This is a genomic window from Cellulosimicrobium composti, assembly GCF_009711085.1.
GTDB lineage: Bacteria > Actinomycetota > Actinomycetes > Actinomycetales > Cellulomonadaceae > Cellulosimicrobium > Cellulosimicrobium composti.
On record NZ_WMKA01000066.1, the window covers coordinates 1 to 16,510 of the forward strand.

Here is a 16,510-nt window from a genome sequence, read left to right on the forward strand (position 1 = left end):
TTCGACTTCGCCAGCTCCACGTAGTCCGGGTCGTCGGCCGAGGGCGCGTCGCCCGCCTCCTCGGCGGCAGCGGCGGCACGCACGCGCTTGTAGTGGTTGTGCACCGCGACGGCCAGCGCCCGCTTCGCGCCGTCCTGCCCGACGACGTACCGGCTGAGGTGCGCGAAGATCTCGTGCGGGGTCGGCAGCGGCCCGTCACCGGTGACGACGTCCTGCGCGGCGGCCTCCGTCTCGCGGTCCTCCTCGACCATCTCGAGGCACAGCGCGACGCACTCGTCGCAGATGAACACGCCCGCCGGTCCGGCGATGAGGCGCTTGACCTGCCGCTGGGACTTGCCGCAGAACGAGCACGTGAGCGCGTCGGCCGCGCGTGGCCCGCGCTGGCCGCGGGGTGTGCCGTCGTCGGTGCCGTCGGAGCGTGCCACGGGGGCCTCCAGTCGGTGGGGGTAGCGGTCGACTGCGGCCGATCGTAGCCCGCGCCCATGACATGCCGGGCGACGCCCCGCGCCGTCCGGCGCGGAGCCTCAGGCGCGCGACGCCGGGGCGACCTCGCGCGCCCGGACCGGTGCGACGACGTCGCGCACGTCCGCAGGCACGGCCGCCCGGGCGGCGCGACGTCGCGCCGCGGACCGGCGCACCCCCTTGTCCGCCTCGACCACGAGCGGCACGACGAGCGACACGACGAGGCACGCGAGCCACTGGCCCGACGTGAGGCTCGTCGTCTGCAGCAGTTCCTGGAGGATGCGCGACTCGACCATGAGGATCGTCAGCACGACCGGCACGGTGAAGATGAGGAGCGGCTTGAGCACCGGGGTAGTGAGCCCCGACTCCGGGTCGCGGCGCATGGCGAGCCCCCCGAGCACGGACCCGAGGGCCATGACGACGAACGCCATCGTCACCGGGACGGACGGGCCGTCGGAGCGCATCTCTCCGGGCGCCAGGAGGAGGGTGGCGAGCGTGACGCCGAACAGGACCACCCCGTAGAGGAGCCAGCGGCTCACGGCGTGCGCGTTGGTGATGGTGACCTTCGGGTCGCGCGGCGGGCGGCTCATGATCGCGTCGCTCGGCGGGTCGAGCATGATGACGATCACCGGGAAGAGGGTGACGAAGAAGTTGAGGAACAGGACCATGAGCGGCGACAGCGGCACGCCGTCGTTGATGTCGAAGACGCTCGCGGTGAGGAACAGCAGGACCAGCCCGAACAGCCCGGCCATCTGGTACCGCACGTAGGACACGATCTTCTCGTAGATGCTGCGGCCGAGGCGGATCGCGGTGACGAGCGTGCCGAAGTTGTCGTCCGTGAGGATCATCTTCCCGGCCTGCTTGGTCACCTCGCTCCCGGAGCCCATCGCGACGCCGATGTCCGCCTGCTTGAGCGCCGCGGCGTCGTTCACGGCGTCGCCCGTCATCGCGACGACGAGCCCCTCCGACTGCATGAGCCGCGCGAGCCGCAGCTTGTCCTGGGGCGTGACGCGCCCGAACACGTGGAGGTTCGGCAGCGCGGCCAGCAGCTCGTCGTCCGTCATCGCCTGGACGTCGGCGCCGCTCGCGGCGCCCGGCCCGAGCCCGAGCTCCTTGCCGATCGCGGCGGCGGTGATCGCGTGGTCGCCCGTGATCATGCGGACGTCGATCCCGGCGCCCTGCGCGACGCGCACCGCCTCGACGGACGAGGGTCGCAGCGGGTCGATGATCCCGACGAGGCCGACGAAGACGAGGTCGGTGACGAACGACATCGGGTCGGCCTGGACGTCGGCGTCGGGCACGTCGAGCCGGCGCACGGCGAACGCGAGGACGCGCAGGCCCTGCTCCGACAGCTCGCGGTTCGCGTCGAGGACCTCCTCGCGCGCCGTATCGATCCCGACGACCGTCCCGTCCGGGCGCAGCATCCCCGAGCACCGCGCGAGCACGACGTCCGGCCCGCCCTTGACGACCCCGGCGAGCCGCGTCTCGCCCTGGAACGGCACGTGGTGGAACGTCGCCATGAACTTGTAGTCGGAGTCGAACGGGACCTCGGCGACGCGCGGGTAGGCGCGGCGCGTCTCCTCGGCGTCGACGCCCATCTTCGCGGCGAGCACGACGAGCGCCGCCTCGGTCGGGTCGCCGACGACGTCCCCGGCGTCGGACACGGTCGCGTCGCTGTCGAGGCACAGCCCGTACGCGAGGTAGGTGAAGTCGGGCGCGGGCGCCCCGGCGGCCTGCCGGATCGTGCCCTGCTTGGCGTACCCCTCGCCCGCGACGGTGTACCACTCGCCCCGGAACCACAGGGACCGGACCGTCATCTGGTTCATCGTCAGGGTGCCGGTCTTGTCCGAGTTGATGGCGCTCGTCGCGCCGAGCGTCTCGACGTCGGCGAGGTTCTTCACCACGGCCTTCGCGGCGGCGAGCTGCTTCGCCCCGTACGCGAGCATCCCCTGCACGAACGTGGGCAGGCTCGTGGGGATCGCGGAGATCGCCATGGAGATGCCGAGCAGCAGGAGCGCGGTGATGCTCTGCCCGCGCGCCAGGCCGATCACCACGATGATCGCGACGGCGCCCCACGCGACGAGGCCGAGGACCCTCGTCAGCGAGTCGAGCTCGCGCTGCAGCGGCGACCGCGTGGTCCTCACCGCCGAGAGCATGGACGCGATGCGGCCCATCTGCGTGCTCATGCCCGTCTCGGTCACGACGATCGTCGCCGTGCCGCGCGTGACGGACGTGTTCTGGAACGCCATGTTCACGCGGTCGCCGAGCGCGACGTCCGTGGACGCGAGCGCGGGCGCGGACTTGCCGATCGGCGCGCTCTCGCCGGTGAGCGCGGCCTCCTGGGTCTCGAGCGTCGCGGACCGCAGGATGCGGCCGTCGGCGGGCACGACGTCCCCCGCCTCGAGCTGCACGACGTCGCCCGGCACGAGGTCGACCGCCGGCACGCTCGCGACGGAGCCGTCGCGCACGACGCGCGCCTGCGGCGTCTGGGTGCGCGCGAGGGCGTCGACCGTCGCGCGCGCCTGCACCTCCTGCCGCGTGCCGAGCACGACGTTGAGCACGACGAGCGTCGCGACGATGACACCCACGGGGTGCTGGCCGATGGCGACGCTGACGACCGCGACCGCGACGAGCATGATGTTCATCGGGTCCGCGAGCTGCCCGAGCAGGATCCGCCACCGCGACGGCGGGGGCTCGGCGACGATCTCGTTGGGGCCGTCGCGCTCGAGGCGCGCGCGGGCCTCGGCGGCGGTGAGGCCGTTCTCGGCGTCCGACCCGAGGGCCGCCACGACGGCGGTCGCGTCCTGGGCGTACCAGGCGGGACCCTCGGCGGACCCGGTGCTCGACGTGCTGGGGGAGCCGGAGGCGTGCGGGCCGGCCTCCGGGGCCGTAGCGCTCATGGCCCGATCGTGGCACCGAAGGCCGCGGACGGCGCGGGGAACGACGCCGCCCGCCCGCGGACCGCGGGGCTGCGGTCGGGCGGGCGGGCGGTGGCCGGGGGGAGGCGGGTCAGGCGCGCCGGTCGCGCAGGGCCTTGACCCAGACGTCGACGACGTCCCACGCGGCGATGACCACGGTCCCGGCGATGACGACGTTCGGGAGCCACGTGAGGGAGTCGCCGCCGGACGCCTCGAGGAACGCGGGGTTCACGAGGCGGTCGACGCTCGCGAGCCACACGACGACGCCCGCGAAGAGCACGGCCGTGACGGTGTTGACGACGGCGAGCCCCACGGTCCACCGGCCCCGGACGTACGTGAGGATCGTGAGCACGACGTCGACGGCGACGACCGCGAGGAGCGCGAGCGTCCACGTCGGCCACATGTCCGGGTGCAGCACCGGGATCGCCGTGCCGTCGGGCTCGTGGAACCACGAGACGGTGCGCTGGAGCAGGAGCGCGGCCGCGACGAGCGCGAGCAGGCCGACCGACACGACCGTGTCGACGAGCGAGACGGCGCGGGGCGCGCGCTCGGCGGGGAGGCGGTCGACGGTCCACGGGCCGCCGGTGAGGTCCTCCGGGCCCCGGGGATCGCCGTAGCGCTCGAGGAGGACGAACACGAGCGTGGTCCAGAACGCGATCTGCAGCGCGACGTTCGCCGCGGTCCAGACGCCGCTCCAGATCGCCGACCCGACGGCGTCGCCCTCGACGAGGCCCGTGGTCAGCACGATCGCGCCCGGGACGAGGCTCACCCAGAGGAGCAGCCTGAGCAGGCGCAGCCAGTCGAGGTAGTACGCGGGGCCGATGAGGTGGAGCGGCCGGTCGGCGAGGTCCGCGGCCAGGCGGTCCGGGTCGCCGAGGTCGTTGAGGACCTCGGTCTCGGCCCGGTCCGGGTCGGCGCCCGCCTCGACCTTGGCCTCGATCGCGTCGGTGACGGACGCGCGCAGCTCCGGCTCGAGGTCCGCGTGCTGCGCGGCGGGGACGCGGCGCAGCGTCGCGGCGACGTAGCGGTCGGTGAGCGTCATGACGTGCCTTCCTGGGAGTCGATGGTCTGCAGGCTCCGTGCGGTGGCGAGCCACTCGTCGAGCAGGGAGCGGGCGAGCGCGTCGCCCTCGGGGGAGGTCCGGTAGAACTTGCGCGGCCGGGCCTCGTCGGTGTTCCACTCGCTGACGAGGAGGCCCTGCTTCTCGAGGCGGCGCAGGAGCGGGTAGAGCGTGTTGGCGTCGACGGGGACGCCGGCCGCGGCGAGCGACTCGAGGAGCCCGTAGCCGTAGCCGGGCCGGCGGAGCAGGAGGAGGCTCGCGACGACGACGGAGCCGCGGCGCACCTCCTGGCTGTGCCCGGCGAGGATCTCGGGATCGGTCATGACTGACACCATAGTGTGTATCGCACACTATAGGCAAGGGGCACAACATCGTGCAGCAGTGCGGGCGCTAGACTGGAACGGTTCCAGAGAAGAGTGCGTCGTACCTGCCGCGGGAGGGCTCGTGACCGACCTGATCGACACCACCGAGATGTACCTGAAGTCGATCTACGAGCTGCAGGAGGAGGGCATCCCCCCGCTGCGCGCGCGCATCGCCGAGCGCCTCGGGCACTCGGGCCCCACCGTGTCCCAGACCGTCGGCCGGATGGAGCGCGACGGGCTCGTCGTCGTCGGCGGCGACCGCCAGCTCGAGCTCACCGCGCTCGGCCGCCAGACGGCCGTGCGCGTCATGCGCAAGCACCGCCTCGCCGAGCGGCTCCTCACCGACGTCATCAAGCTCGACTGGGAACAGGTCCACACCGAGGCGTGCCGCTGGGAGCACGTCATGAGCGACCTCGTCGAGCGTCGCCTCGTCGGCCTCCTCGACCACCCGGCGCACGACCCCTACGGCAACCCGATCCCCGGCCTGCGCGAGCTCGGCGAGGACCTGCCCGAGGTCGGGTACCTCCAGGGCGTCGTGTCCCTGCCGGCACTCCTGGCCGCGCGCGGCGCGACCGCGGGCACGGAGGTCCGCGTCGTGCTCCAGCGCATCGCCGAGCCCGTCCAGGTGGACGTCGACCTGCTCGCGCGGTTCGCCGAGGCCGGCCTGTTCCCGCGCCAGACCCTCGTCGTCACGGTCGGTGACGGCGTCGTCACCGCGTCCGGCGAGGGCGCGACGACGGTGCTCGACCTGCCGATGGACGTCGCGCGCCACCTCTTCGTCACCGCGGACTGAGCGCGGGCGCCGTCCCGGGCCTCGCGTCCGCGCCGCACGTCGAGGGCAGCGGGTGAAGTCTCGCGCTCGTGTGTCCGGCCGCGCCCCGGCTCCCTAGCCTGACGGTAGACCCGGACGACGGCGCCGGTCCGGTGGACCGGTCGCCGCGTGCGGGTCCCCGGGGCCGGCGCCCGCCGCCCCGGTCGGACGACAGCAGGGGGACACGATGACCGACACGACGACGGTGGACAAGGAGATCCTGGTCGCGGACTTCGCGCGCGCCACGGAGGGCGCGCTCGACCCGGAACTGGTCGAGGCGGCCTCGGAGCGGCTGCGGAGCCTGACCACGGCCCACTCCGCGCAGGGGTCCGTCGCGAGCATGATCTTCTACCTGCAGGTGGCGGTGGACATCGAGGGCGGCAAGAGGTTCCGCGGGCACGCCGGCGGCATCTCGACGCCCGGCGGCGGCGGCGCCTGGGGCGACGTCTACACCGACGACCTCGACCGGCTCTACTCCTCGACGAAGAGCTTCCAGTTCAACGCGACGCCGGTCTACTTCAACGTGAACTTCTTCGACAAGAGCTCGCACCTGCTCGGCCACTTCCAGGCCGGGGCGTTCTCGACCGCGCTCGGCACGGGCGGCGGCACGGGCTCCTGGTCGTAGGCCACGGCCCGGACGCGACGGACCCCGGTCCGCGCGGCGCCTCGTGGGGCGTCGTGCGGCCGGGGTCCGGGTCGTGGGGGGTGTCAGGCGGGGACGATGAGCCCGGCGGTCTGGGTCTTGGCGCGCTGGAGGCGGGCCTCGGCGTCGGACCAGTTGACGAGGTTCCACCAGGCGGTGACGTAGTCGGCGCGCACGTTCTGGTAGTCGAGGTAGTAGGCGTGCTCCCAGACGTCGAGCAGGACGATGGGGGTCAGGCCGAGGGTGAGGTTGCCCTGCTGGTCGTAGAGCTGGACGGTGACGAGCTTGGAGCCGATGGAGTCCCAGGCGAGGATGGCCCAGCCGGAGCCCTGGACGCCGGCGGCGACGGCGGCGAACTGCTTCTTGAAGGCGTCGAAGGAGCCGAAGTGCTCGTCGATCGCGGCGCCGATCTCGCCGGTGGGCTCGCCGCCGCCCTCGGGGGAGAGGTTGGTCCAGAAGGCGGAGTGGTTGACGTGGCCGCCGAGGTTGAACGCGAGGTTCTTCTCGTGGAGGTTGATCGCGGCGAAGTCGCCGGACTCGCGGGCCTCGGCGAGCTTCTCCAGGGCGGTGTTCGCGCCGGTGACGTAGGCCTGGTGGTGCTTGGAGTGGTGCAGCTCCATGATCCGCCCGGAGATGTGCGGCTCGAGCGCACCGTAGTCGTAGGACAGCTCGGGGAGAGTGTAGACAGGCATGGTTCCTCAGGTTCCTTCCGTCGGTATGCGGCCACGCTAGGACCTCGACCACGGTTGAGGTCAAGGTGGGCGCGCTGTGATCTTGCAGGTCGGACCCGCCCCACGCCTCCCGGGACGCCCGGCGCGCGCCCTGCCGCGACCCGCGTCGCCGAGATCGACGCGCCGCTCGACCGCTGACCGCCGGAGCCCGAGCCCCGACCGGGCGGGCCGGTCTTCTGGGCCGCGCGGGCGCCGTCGGGCAGGATGGACGGGTGCCCGACGACGCCCGCCCCGGCCTGCGCGTGACGCCCGCCCTGGTGGTCCCCGAGGCGGAGCTGTCGTGGCGGTTCTCGCGCTCCTCGGGGCCAGGAGGGCAGGGCGTCAACACGACCGACTCGCGCGTCGAGCTGTCGTGGGACGTCGCGCGCTCCGCGGTGCTCACCGACGCGCAGCGGGCGCGCGCGCTGGAGCGCCTGGGCCGCCGCGTCGTAGGTGGCGTCGTCACCGTCGCGGCGTCCGAGCACCGCGAGCAGCGGCGCAACCGCGAGGCCGCGCGCGTGCGCCTCGCGGCCCTGCTCGCGGACGCGCTCGCGCCGCCCGGGCCGCGCCGCCGGGCGACCCGGCCCACGCGGGGCTCGGTGGAACGGCGGATCGCCGCCAAGAAGCGGCGGACGGATGTCAAGCGCCTGCGCCGCCCGCCCCAGGACTGACGCGCCGGCAGGTCAGAGCCGCCGCGCGAGCTCCGGGTAGTCGACGACGATCCCGTCGGCGTCGACCGTGAGGTCGGCCGCGACGTCGCGCGTCGCGCTCGTGTACGTGACGACGCCCCGCCCGGTCGCCGGGTCGAGCGGCGAGCGGGCCGCGTACCGCTGGTCGCTGCGCAGGACGCGGAGCGACGGCAGCTCCACCCACGCCATGACGAGCTCCGTCTCACGCGCCGGCGGGGCGTCGCCGAGCAGCCCGAGCCGCAGGATCGGCATCGTGTTGGTCACGGGGCACAGCGCGACGTCGCAGTCGAGCGCGCCGTCGAGCGCGGCCGGGTCGTCGATCCCCGGCGGGGCGAGGTCCGACGGCGCGGTCCCCGACTCGCGCACGTCGGCGCTCCATACGCCGTCGGGAGTGCGGACGAGGTCGAGGTGGCGCGACCAGCCGACCCCGTGCACCGACACGTCGAGGTGCTCGGTGACCCACCCGGGACCCGTCCGGAGCGCCCACGACGTCGCGTACGTCGTCGCGCGCGACGTGCCCAGCGCGGCGAGCCGGTCGCCCCGCACGACGACGGTCGCGGCCTCGAGCCGGTCCGGGTCGTCGTCCCACCCGGTCCACGCGACGTGCCTCGTCGAAGCGCCCACGGCGGCCAGTCTGGGACGAAAAGCCGGTGCCCGCGCGCCGAGGGCGTGGGAGGGTCGCGCGCATGACGTCACGGATCTCCCACACCACGTTCGACGCGCGCGACGCGTACGCCCAGTCGGTCTTCTGGGCCCAGGTCCTCGGGTACACCGACGTGCCCGGCGACCCCAACCTGCCCGGCCACGAGGAGTGCATGATCGTTCCGCCCGCGGACGCGACGACGCCCGTCGAGAGCCGCGGCCACGTCCTGTTCGTCGAGGTCCCCGACGACAAGCAGCTCAAGAACCGCGTGCACCTCGACCTGCGGCCGACGGACCGCACGCGCGAGGAGGAGGTGGAGCGGCTGCTCGCGCTGGGCGCGACGCAGGTCGCGGACCGCCGCACGCCGGACGGGTTCGGCTGGGTCGTGCTCGCCGACCCGGAGGGCAACGAGTTCTGCGTGCTGCGCAGCGACGCGGAGGTCGCGGCCGCGGGACGCTGAGCGCTCAGCGGTCGGTGATGCGGATCCAGCCCCGCTGCGCCGCGCGCGCGCCCGCCTCGAACCGGCTCGTCGCGCCGAGCCGCCCCATGAGGCCCGCGGCGTGCCGCCGCACGGTGCGGGGGGAGACGCCGAGGCGCGCGGCGACGGCCGAGTCCGTCTTGCCCTCGGCGAGGAGCCGCAGGAGCGTGTCCTCGGTCGGGGCGAGCGCGTCGTCCGCAGGCCGCGCGCGGTCCCACTCCGACTCGGCGAGGGCGCGCAGCGCGAGGACCGCGTCGCGGTCGGTCACGGCCCGTGCGCGTGGCGTCCGGGCGACGAGCACGACCGTGTCGTCGAGCGCGACGAGCGACAGGGGGAGCGCGGGCGTGACGCGCAGGGCCGCGTCGGCGCGGTCCGGGGCGACGCCGTCGTGCGGTCCCGGCTCGGCGTCGGTCACGTCGCGGGGCGCGCCGTGCTGCGCGTGGTGATCGGGAGTCGCCGTGACGACGCGCACGCGCGCGTCCGGGCGGGCGCGGTCCCGCACGCGCACCCACAGCGGGTCGCCGGCGCCGTGGCGGCCGTCGTCGAGCACGAGGACGTCGCGCGCGCGGCGCAGCGCGACCGCCCGCGCGGAGCGCCTGGCGCCGAGGACCGGGTCTCGTTCCGACGACGTCACGCGGGGTGACTGTAGCCGAGCCGCCGCGACCGGTCCCCGACGTCCCGGCGGCCGGACCGATGTGACGAAACCAGTGGTCAGCGGCCATTTGTCCGCTTCCGGACACTTCCTATTTGTTTACACCGCGATCGTTCGCTGCCAGGCTTCCCCCGGACCGCCGGGTCATGCTCCGCGCTGCCCCGGCGTCCTCGCGCCGGGAGGGTCCCGGCGCCGGACGACGGACGGGGGCGACATGGGCGCGCGGCCAGACCATCTGACCCTCCTGGACCTCGTCCGCGGGCACGCGCGGGACCGCGGGGACCACGCCGCCGTCGTCGTCGTGCCGGAGGCGGGGGAGCGGCGCACGCTCACCTACGCCGAGCTCGACGCGCGCGCTGCGGCGCTCGCGGCCGACCTCGTCGCCCGGCACGAGCCGGGCGACCGGGCGCTCGTGCTGTACTCCGCGACCGAGTCGTTCGTCGTCGCGCTCGTCGGGTGCTTCGCCGCGGGCCTCGTCCCCGTCCCGTCGCCCCTGCCGGGCGGGCAGGCCTACCAGCGCGAGCGCGTGCGCGGCATGCTCGCCGACTGCGACGCCGCCGCGGTGCTCGTGGACCCGACGGCCGCGGCCGAGACGCAGGAGTGGGCCCGCCCGCTGCGGCGCGCCGACGGGCGTCCCGTCGCCGTGACGGTGCTCGACGCCGCGACCGCCACCGCCACCTCCACCACCGACGCCGTCGCGGCGCCGACCCGGCACGACCACCGCCCCGCCCCGCAGGACGCCGCGTTCCTGCAGTACACGTCGGGCTCGACGAGCCGGCCCAAGGGCGTCGTCGTCACGCACGCGAACGTGCTGCACCACCACGACGCGTTCACGACGGCGCTCGGCCTCACGCCCGACGACGTGTTCTGCAGCTGGCTGCCCGGCTACCACGACTTCGGCCTCGTCGGGATGCTGCTCGTGCCGCTCGGCCTCGGCGCGACGGCCGTCATGGTGTCCTCGACGTCGTTCCTCAAGCGCCCCGTCCGCTGGCTGTCGGCGATGACGCAGACGCGCGCGACCGTGACGGCGTCGCCGAACTTCGGCTACGACCAGTGCACGCGGCGCGTGCGCGACGACCAGCTCGCCGACCTCGACCTGTCCCGCCTGCGGTGGGCGCTCAACGGCGCCGAGCCGGTCGACGCCGCGGTCCTCGAGGCGTTCACGCGCCGCTTCGAGCCCGTGGGCTTCCGCGGGTCGGCGCACGGCCCGGGGTACGGGCTCGCGGAGGCGACCCTGACGGCGACGTACCCGGACCGGAGCCGCCCGCTCGTCGTCACGGTGGACGACGCCGCGCTCCGCGACGGCCGCCTCGTCGTGCTCGACGAGGAGTCGGGCCTGTCCGCCGTCCCGGGCGAGCAGGTCGTCCCGGTCGCCCCGGACGCCGGACCGCAGGACGCGGCCGCGGACGCCGGGGCCGGGCTCGGCACCGCGCGCACCGGGACGCGGCTCGTGTGCTGCGGCGTGCCCCACGGTGTCGAGCTGCGTCTCGTGGACGAGCGCGGTGAGACGGTCCCGGACGGGACGGTCGGCGAGGTCTGGCTGCGCGGCGGCGCCGTCGCGTCCGGGTACTGGGGCGCCTCGGGCGCCGAGGCGACGGCCGAGACGTTCGGCGCGACGGCGGCGGACGGGACCGGCCCGTGGCTGCGGACGGGCGACCTGGGCGCGCTGCACGACGGCCAGCTCGTCGTCACCGGGCGCATCAAGGAGCTCCTCCTCGTCGCCGGGCGCAACCTCTACCCGTACGACCTCGAGCGCGAGCTGCGCGCCCTGCACGCGGGCGCCGAGGGGCGGCCGGGCGCCGTCTTCGAGGCGGAGGGCCTGCCGGGCGCGCTGTGCGCGGTGCAGGAGTTCCGCCCGACGCCCGGCGCGCGCGAGAGCGGCGGCGACGAGCTGGACGACGCGGTGCGCCGCATGGCGTCCCACCTCGCGTCCGTCTCGGGTGCCGCGGTCCACGACGTCGTCCTCGTGCGCCCGGGCCAGGTGCCGCGGACCACGAGCGGCAAGATCCAGCGCGGCCGCGCGCGCGACCTGCTCGGTCGCGGCGACCTCGCCGAGCTCCACTCGCTGCGCGCGTCCCGCGGGCGCGCGCGCACCGACCACGCAGGGACCCGACCATGACCTCACCCCGACCCGACTCGTTCGACGACCTCGTGCTGCGGCACGTCGCCGCCGCCCTGGGGGTGGAGCCGGGCGCCGTCGACCCGGCGGCGGACCTCACGGGCCTCGGCCTCGGGTCCGTCCAGGTGCTCGCGCTCCTGGGCGACCTCGAGGACGCGCTGGGCGTGGACCTGGACCCGGAGACCGTCGCGGACAACCCGACGCCCCGGGCGCTCGCGGAGCACCTGCGCAGCGTCGTCGACGTCCCCGGGACGGCGGCATGACGACGCTCGTCGACGTCGGCGCGCACGTCCCCGCGACGCGCGTGCCCATCCGCGACCTGGCGGACGAGCTGGGCCTCGACCACCTGGAGCTCGGCGTGTTCGAGCGGTTCTTCGGGCTGCGCGAGGTGTGCACCGCGCCGGGCGAGGACCTCGCCGACCTGCTCGTCGCCGCCGCGCGCGCGGTGCCCGGCCTCGCGGGCAACGAGCACCGCGTGCGCTACGTGCTCGGCGCGCGGACCATCGCGACGGTCGCCCCGGTCGGGGTCAACCCGCTGCACGACGCCGCGACCCGCCTCGGTCTGGACCACGCGGTCGTGTGGACCCTCACCCAGCACGCGTGCGCGTCCGCGCTGCTCGCGGTCGACGTCGCGGGCCGCCTCCTCGCGTCCGACGGCGATCCTGACGCGCTCGCGCTCGTCCTCACGGGCGAGAAGGCGTTCAGCCCCGGCTCCCGCCTCATCGAGGGCACGACGATCATGGGCGAGGGCACGGCGGCCGTGCTCGTCGGGGCGGACGGCTCGGCCCGGCGGGCCGGGAGCCCCGTGCTCTCCTACGCGACGCGCACGCTCGGCGAGTACCACCAGGTCCCGCTCCCCGAGGAGCTCGCGGGGCCGTTCGGCGTCGCGTACACCGAGGTGCTCGCGGAGGTCGTGCTCGAGGCGGTCGAGCGCGCGGGCCTCGTGCTCGACGACCTCGCGCTCGTGCTGCCGCACAACGTCAACCGCGTGTCGTGGCGCCGCCTGTGCTCGCGCCTCGGGCTCCCGATCGCGCGCGTGCGGCTCGACGACGTGCCGGTGACCGGGCACTGCTTCGGCGCCGACTCGTTCATCGGCTACGCCGCCGCGCGTGCCGAGGGTCGCCTGCGCCCGGGCGACCCGTTCCTCATGGTGGCGGTCGGCCTCGGGGCGACGTTCTCCGCCATGGTCCTGCGCTACGCGCCCCACGAGACGGAGGAGCCCGCATGACGGTCGAGCAGGTGGCGGAGGCCGCCGCCCCGGAGGCCACGGCGCGGGCGGGCCGCGAGCCGTTCCGTACCCGGACCAAGCGCGCGCTCGCGGGCGCGCCCGACGCACCGCTCGTGCTGCTCGGCAACTTCGAGGTCGAGGACGCGTGGGCCGTCGGGGAGGTGGGCCTGCCGTCGGTCGGCGGCGCGTCGGCGACGGCAGCCCTCGTGAACCGCATGGACGAGCTCGCACTCCTGCTCGCCGGGCCGGGCGACCACGTGGTGCTCAAGGGCGAGCCGGACCCGGACCACCTCGCGCACCTCGACGCGCTCGGCGTCGGGCTGCCGACGGTGCACGTCGCGGAGTCGAGCGACCCGCTGCGCACCGTCACGCTCGACGCGCTCGACTCGCCCGCGCTGCTGGCGAGCCTGCGGGGGCTCGCGGCGGACGGGGTGCGCCTGCTCGCGCACGGGACGTCGTCGGCCGAGGAGGACCTCGCCGTCGCGACGGGGCTGCGGTCCGTGCTCCCCGGCGTCGCGACGACCAAGGCGGTCAACAGCAAGGTGTACAGCCGCGGGCTGTGCGACGAGCTGGGGATCGAGCAGGCGCGCGGCTGGGCGTGCCGGACGGTCGAGGACTTCGAGCGCGCGTGCGCCGAGGCGGCGCGGCTCGTCGCGGACGGCGCGACGGTCGGGGTCAAGGACGCGTACGGCGTCTCCGGCAAGGGGATCCTCGTCGTCGACGACCCGCGCCGGCTCGACCAGCTCGTGCGCATGGTCACGCGCCGCGCGGCGCGCTCGGGCGACGACCGCCTCGCCGTCGTCGTCGAGGTGTGGGCGGACAAGGCGACCGACCTCAACTACCACTTCACCGTCGCGCCCGACGGCGCCGTGACGTTCGACTTCGTCAAGGAGGCGATCACCGAGGGCGGCGTCCACAAGGGGCACCGCATCCCGTCGCGCCTGCCGGCGGAGCAGGTCGACGAGCTCGCCGGGCTCGCCGAGCGCCTCGGCGCACGCCTCGCCGCGGACGGCTTCCACGGCCTCGTCGGGGTCGACGCGCTCGTGCGCACGGACGGCGGCCTCCTGCCCGTCCTGGAGATCAACGCGCGCAGCAACATGTCCACGTACACCGTCCCGCTCCAGGAGCGGTTCCTGCCGCCGGGGTGGGTCGCGCTCGCGCGGCAGTACCCCCTCGTCCTCGACGCGCCGCTGCCGTTCGCCGCGCTGCACGACCGCCTGGGCGACCTGCTGCCCGGCGCGCCGGGCGAGGCGGGCCTCGTCGTGCAGGCGACCGGGACCGTCAACGCGGGCGCGGCGTCCCGCGCCGCCGGCGGCACGTTCGCCGGGCGGCTCCACGGGCTGCTCGTCGCGCCCGACGACGACGCGCTCGCCCGCCTCGACGCCGCCGTCACGGAGCGCCTGGCCCCGATCCCCGCCGGCGCGACCGGCCGACCCACCGGAGGAGACCCCCGATGACCGCGACCCCGAGCCGCCCCGGCCCGACCGGGACCGCCGACCTCGCCGCGGTCGCGGAGGAGTTCGGCACGCCCGTGTACGTGTACGACGGCGACGTGCTCGCCGCGAACTACCGCGCGCTGCGCGAGCGGCTGCACCCCGCGCTCGGCATCTTCTACTCGCTCAAGGCGAACCCCAACGTCAGCGTGTGCGGGCTCCTGCACGCGCTCGGCGCGAACGCCGAGGTCTCGTCGCTCACGGAGCTGCGCACGGCGCTCGCGGCGGGCGTCGCGCCGCAGGACGTCCTGTTCCTCGGGCCGGGCAAGAGCCGCGACGAGCTCGTCGCGTGCCTCAACTCGGGCGTGCGCGCGATCATCGTCGAGTCGCTGCCGGAGCTGGCGCTGGTGGACGAGCTCGCGCGCGCGACGGGGCGCCCCGCGCGCGTCGTGCTGCGCGTCAACCCGTCGTTCTCCGTCAAGGGGTCGGGGCTGACGATGGGCGGCAAGCCGCGGCAGTTCGGGATCGACGAGCAGCAGCTGCTCGACGCGCCCGACCTGTGCGCGGGGCTGAGCGCCGCGCGCGTCGTCGGCGTCCAGGTGTACATGGGCACGCGCATCCTCGACGAGGGCACGATCGTCGAGAACACGGCGCGCATCTTCGAGCTCGCCGAGCGCCTCGCGGCGCGGCTGGGCTTCCCGCTCGAGCTCGTCGACGTGGGCGGCGGGCTGGGCGTCGCCTACTTCGAGCGCGAGCGGGACCTCGACGTCGACGTCCTCACCGCGGCGCTCAACCCCGTGGTCGAGGCGTTCGTCCAGCGCCACCCGGGCACGGACCTCGTCATGGAGCTCGGCCGCTACCTCGTGGCGCTGTGCGGCACGTACGTCGCGCGCGTGCGCTACGTGAAGGAGTCGATGGGCGAGCGGTTCGCCGTCGCCGACGGCGGGACCAACCACCACATGGCGGCCGTCGGCATCGGGTCGTTCGTCAAGCGCAACTTCCCCATGCGCCGCGTCGGCCCCGCGACCGCGGCCGAGGACGTGCCGTGGAACGTCACGGGACCGCTGTGCACGCCGAACGACACGATCGGCAAGGCGGTGCCGCTGCCCGCGGACCTCGCGCCCGGCGACCTCGTCGCGGTCGACCGCTCGGGCGCGTACGGCGCGACGGCGTCGCCCGTGCACTTCCTCAGCCACGGGTACCCGGCCGAGGTGCTGACCCTGGGCGACGAGGCGTTCCTCGTGCGGCACGCGGACACGCCCGACGACCTGCTGTCCCGGCAGGTGTTCCACGACCTCGGAGCGCGCGTCGAGCCGGTCGCGGCCGTCGTCCCCTGACCTTGCCCGCCGCCCGCGCCGCGGGCGCCCGACCCACCACCGGAGGAACCATCGTGAGCACGTCCACGAACACCGAGTCCCAGGAGGCCCTCGGCCGCGACCGCGTCGTCGGCGCCGTCGTCGAGGCGCTGTCGAGCGTCCTCGGGCGCCCGCTCCCGGACGTCACCGACGCGACGCGCCTGTTCGACGACCTCGACCTCGACTCGACGAGCGTCCTCGGTCTGCTCATGGCGCTCGAGGACTCGCTCGACATGGAGGTGGACCCGGAGTCGCTCGAGCAGCACCACCTCGAGAGCGTGGGCTCGCTGACGGACTTCGTCGTCGAGCACTCGACGCGGAACTGACGTGACGCTCGGGGGTGGGCCGCGGGCCGGCGCACGGCCGGACGACGCGGTGCTGAGGGTGCGGGCCGTCGTCGACGTGCCCGTGGACGACCTCGTGCCCGTCGGGGAGGGCACACGGCGCTCGGTCGCGGAGGACCTGCGGTACGTGTACGGCGAGGGCCAGCCGACCGACTGGCTCGACGCGGGTCCCGGGCGCGACTACCCGACGATGATCCGCGCCGCGCGTGCGGCGCTGGCGGAGCGCGGCCTGCTCGACGACGTCCGGCTCGTCGTGCTCGTCGTGACGACGCCGGACCTGCAGCACGAGCGCCTGCTCGGCGGGTTCGTCGCGGACCTGTTCGACGGCCGGCCGTACACGTTCTGCGTGACCGAGCAGGGTCTCGCGGGGCCGTTCACGGCGTTGCGGCTCGCGCACGAGGAGCTGCGGCACGGCGGCCCGGCCGGCACGGGCCTGGGGGGCAGCGCGCTCGTGCTCGTCCTCGAGCAGTGCACGCTCCCGCCCGCGCCCGTGCGCGTGCCCGCGCGTGACCGCGTGGTCGCGCTCGTCGTCGGGCACGACGGGCCGGGCCGGCCCGTGGAGGCGCTGACGGTCGCGCGCGCCCCGCGCGGCGCGCGTCCCGC

17 protein-coding genes and 1 pseudogene are annotated in these 16,510 nt (G+C 75.0%); 11 read left to right on the forward strand and 7 right to left on the reverse strand.

Translation table 11 applies throughout. The features are described 5' to 3' along the window. The 4 genes from GJV82_RS17880 to GJV82_RS17895 all read right to left on the reverse strand — a co-directional run. Positions 1-425, reverse strand: a 425-nt coding sequence (locus GJV82_RS17880) for a ClpX C4-type zinc finger protein (protein ID WP_318657803.1), incomplete at its 3' end; no start/stop codon positions are given. 99 nt (positions 426-524) lie between these two features. Continuing rightward, positions 525-3,362 (reverse strand): cation-translocating P-type ATPase, encoded by a 2,838-nt coding sequence (locus GJV82_RS17885; RefSeq protein WP_155100162.1) that lies wholly within the window; start codon positions 3,360-3,362, stop codon positions 525-527. A 109-nt stretch (positions 3,363-3,471) separates the two neighbouring features. Beyond that, positions 3,472-4,422 (reverse strand): permease prefix domain 1-containing protein, encoded by a 951-nt coding sequence (locus tag GJV82_RS17890; protein ID WP_155100163.1) that lies wholly within the window; start codon positions 4,420-4,422, stop codon positions 3,472-3,474. Further along, positions 4,419-4,763, reverse strand: coding sequence for a PadR family transcriptional regulator (locus GJV82_RS17895; protein WP_155100164.1), 345 nt, complete (start codon positions 4,761-4,763; stop codon positions 4,419-4,421). The genes GJV82_RS17890 and GJV82_RS17895 overlap by 4 nt, the downstream gene beginning before the upstream one ends. Positions 4,764-4,884: 121 nt before the next feature. Here GJV82_RS17895 and GJV82_RS17900 point away from each other — a divergent pair, with 121 nt between their 5' ends. Next, positions 4,885-5,595: a metal-dependent transcriptional regulator gene (locus GJV82_RS17900; RefSeq protein ID WP_318657804.1), complete on the forward strand. Its 711-nt coding sequence runs from the start codon at positions 4,885-4,887 to the stop codon at positions 5,593-5,595. A gap of 184 nt (positions 5,596-5,779) precedes the next feature. After that, positions 5,780-6,238, forward strand: a pseudogene (locus GJV82_RS17905) (VapA/VapB family virulence-associated protein); the annotation flags it as partial. 83 nt (positions 6,239-6,321) lie between these two features. Here the strand turns inward: GJV82_RS17905 and GJV82_RS17910 are convergent. Beyond that, complete coding sequence (locus GJV82_RS17910; protein WP_115942715.1) at positions 6,322-6,948, reverse strand: superoxide dismutase; 627 nt, start codon at positions 6,946-6,948, stop codon at positions 6,322-6,324. A 251-nt stretch (positions 6,949-7,199) separates the two neighbouring features. Between GJV82_RS17910 and arfB the strand changes: the two genes are divergently transcribed. After that, positions 7,200-7,637, forward strand: coding sequence for an alternative ribosome rescue aminoacyl-tRNA hydrolase ArfB (arfB, locus tag GJV82_RS17915; RefSeq protein WP_318657805.1), 438 nt, complete (start codon positions 7,200-7,202; stop codon positions 7,635-7,637). A gap of 12 nt (positions 7,638-7,649) precedes the next feature. Here arfB and GJV82_RS17920 read toward each other — a convergent pair whose 3' ends face one another. After that, entirely contained in the window at positions 7,650-8,279 is a 630-nt protein-coding gene (locus GJV82_RS17920; RefSeq protein WP_318657806.1) for a putative glycolipid-binding domain-containing protein, read from the reverse strand. A gap of 62 nt (positions 8,280-8,341) precedes the next feature. On the opposite strand from GJV82_RS17920, the gene GJV82_RS17925 reads away from it, so the two are divergent. Continuing rightward, complete coding sequence (locus GJV82_RS17925) at positions 8,342-8,758, forward strand: VOC family protein (protein WP_115941582.1); 417 nt, start codon at positions 8,342-8,344, stop codon at positions 8,756-8,758. Positions 8,759-8,762: 4 nt separating this feature from the next. Here GJV82_RS17925 and GJV82_RS20845 read toward each other — a convergent pair whose 3' ends face one another. Then, on the reverse strand, positions 8,763-9,410 hold the full coding sequence (locus GJV82_RS20845; RefSeq protein ID WP_318657807.1) for a helix-turn-helix transcriptional regulator: 648 nt from the start codon (positions 9,408-9,410) through the stop codon (positions 8,763-8,765). A gap of 232 nt (positions 9,411-9,642) precedes the next feature. Between GJV82_RS20845 and GJV82_RS17935 the strand changes: the two genes are divergently transcribed. From GJV82_RS17935 to GJV82_RS17965, 7 genes are all read left to right on the forward strand, one after another. Then, the gene (locus tag GJV82_RS17935; protein WP_155100168.1) at positions 9,643-11,547 is read left to right on the forward strand and encodes a fatty acyl-AMP ligase; all 1,905 of its coding nucleotides are present in this window, start codon (positions 9,643-9,645) and stop codon (positions 11,545-11,547) included. Continuing rightward, positions 11,544-11,810, forward strand: coding sequence for an acyl carrier protein (locus GJV82_RS17940; protein WP_024842101.1), 267 nt, complete (start codon positions 11,544-11,546; stop codon positions 11,808-11,810). Before GJV82_RS17935 ends, GJV82_RS17940 begins: the two co-directional genes overlap by 4 nt. Beyond that, positions 11,807-12,775: a 3-oxoacyl-[acyl-carrier-protein] synthase III C-terminal domain-containing protein gene (locus tag GJV82_RS17945; protein WP_024842100.1), complete on the forward strand. Its 969-nt coding sequence runs from the start codon at positions 11,807-11,809 to the stop codon at positions 12,773-12,775. Before GJV82_RS17940 ends, GJV82_RS17945 begins: the two co-directional genes overlap by 4 nt. Beyond that, the gene (locus GJV82_RS17950; protein WP_155100169.1) at positions 12,772-14,232 is read left to right on the forward strand and encodes a preATP grasp domain-containing protein; all 1,461 of its coding nucleotides are present in this window, start codon (positions 12,772-12,774) and stop codon (positions 14,230-14,232) included. The genes GJV82_RS17945 and GJV82_RS17950 overlap by 4 nt, the downstream gene beginning before the upstream one ends. After that, complete coding sequence (locus GJV82_RS17955) at positions 14,229-15,545, forward strand: type III PLP-dependent enzyme (protein ID WP_024842098.1); 1,317 nt, start codon at positions 14,229-14,231, stop codon at positions 15,543-15,545. The genes GJV82_RS17950 and GJV82_RS17955 overlap by 4 nt, the downstream gene beginning before the upstream one ends. 53 nt (positions 15,546-15,598) lie before the next feature. Then, the gene (locus GJV82_RS17960; protein ID WP_024842097.1) at positions 15,599-15,889 is read left to right on the forward strand and encodes an acyl carrier protein; all 291 of its coding nucleotides are present in this window, start codon (positions 15,599-15,601) and stop codon (positions 15,887-15,889) included. Between the two features lies 1 nt (position 15,890). Then, positions 15,891-16,510 (forward strand): hypothetical protein (locus GJV82_RS17965; protein WP_225873471.1); only part of this gene is annotated, 620 nt, incomplete at its 3' end.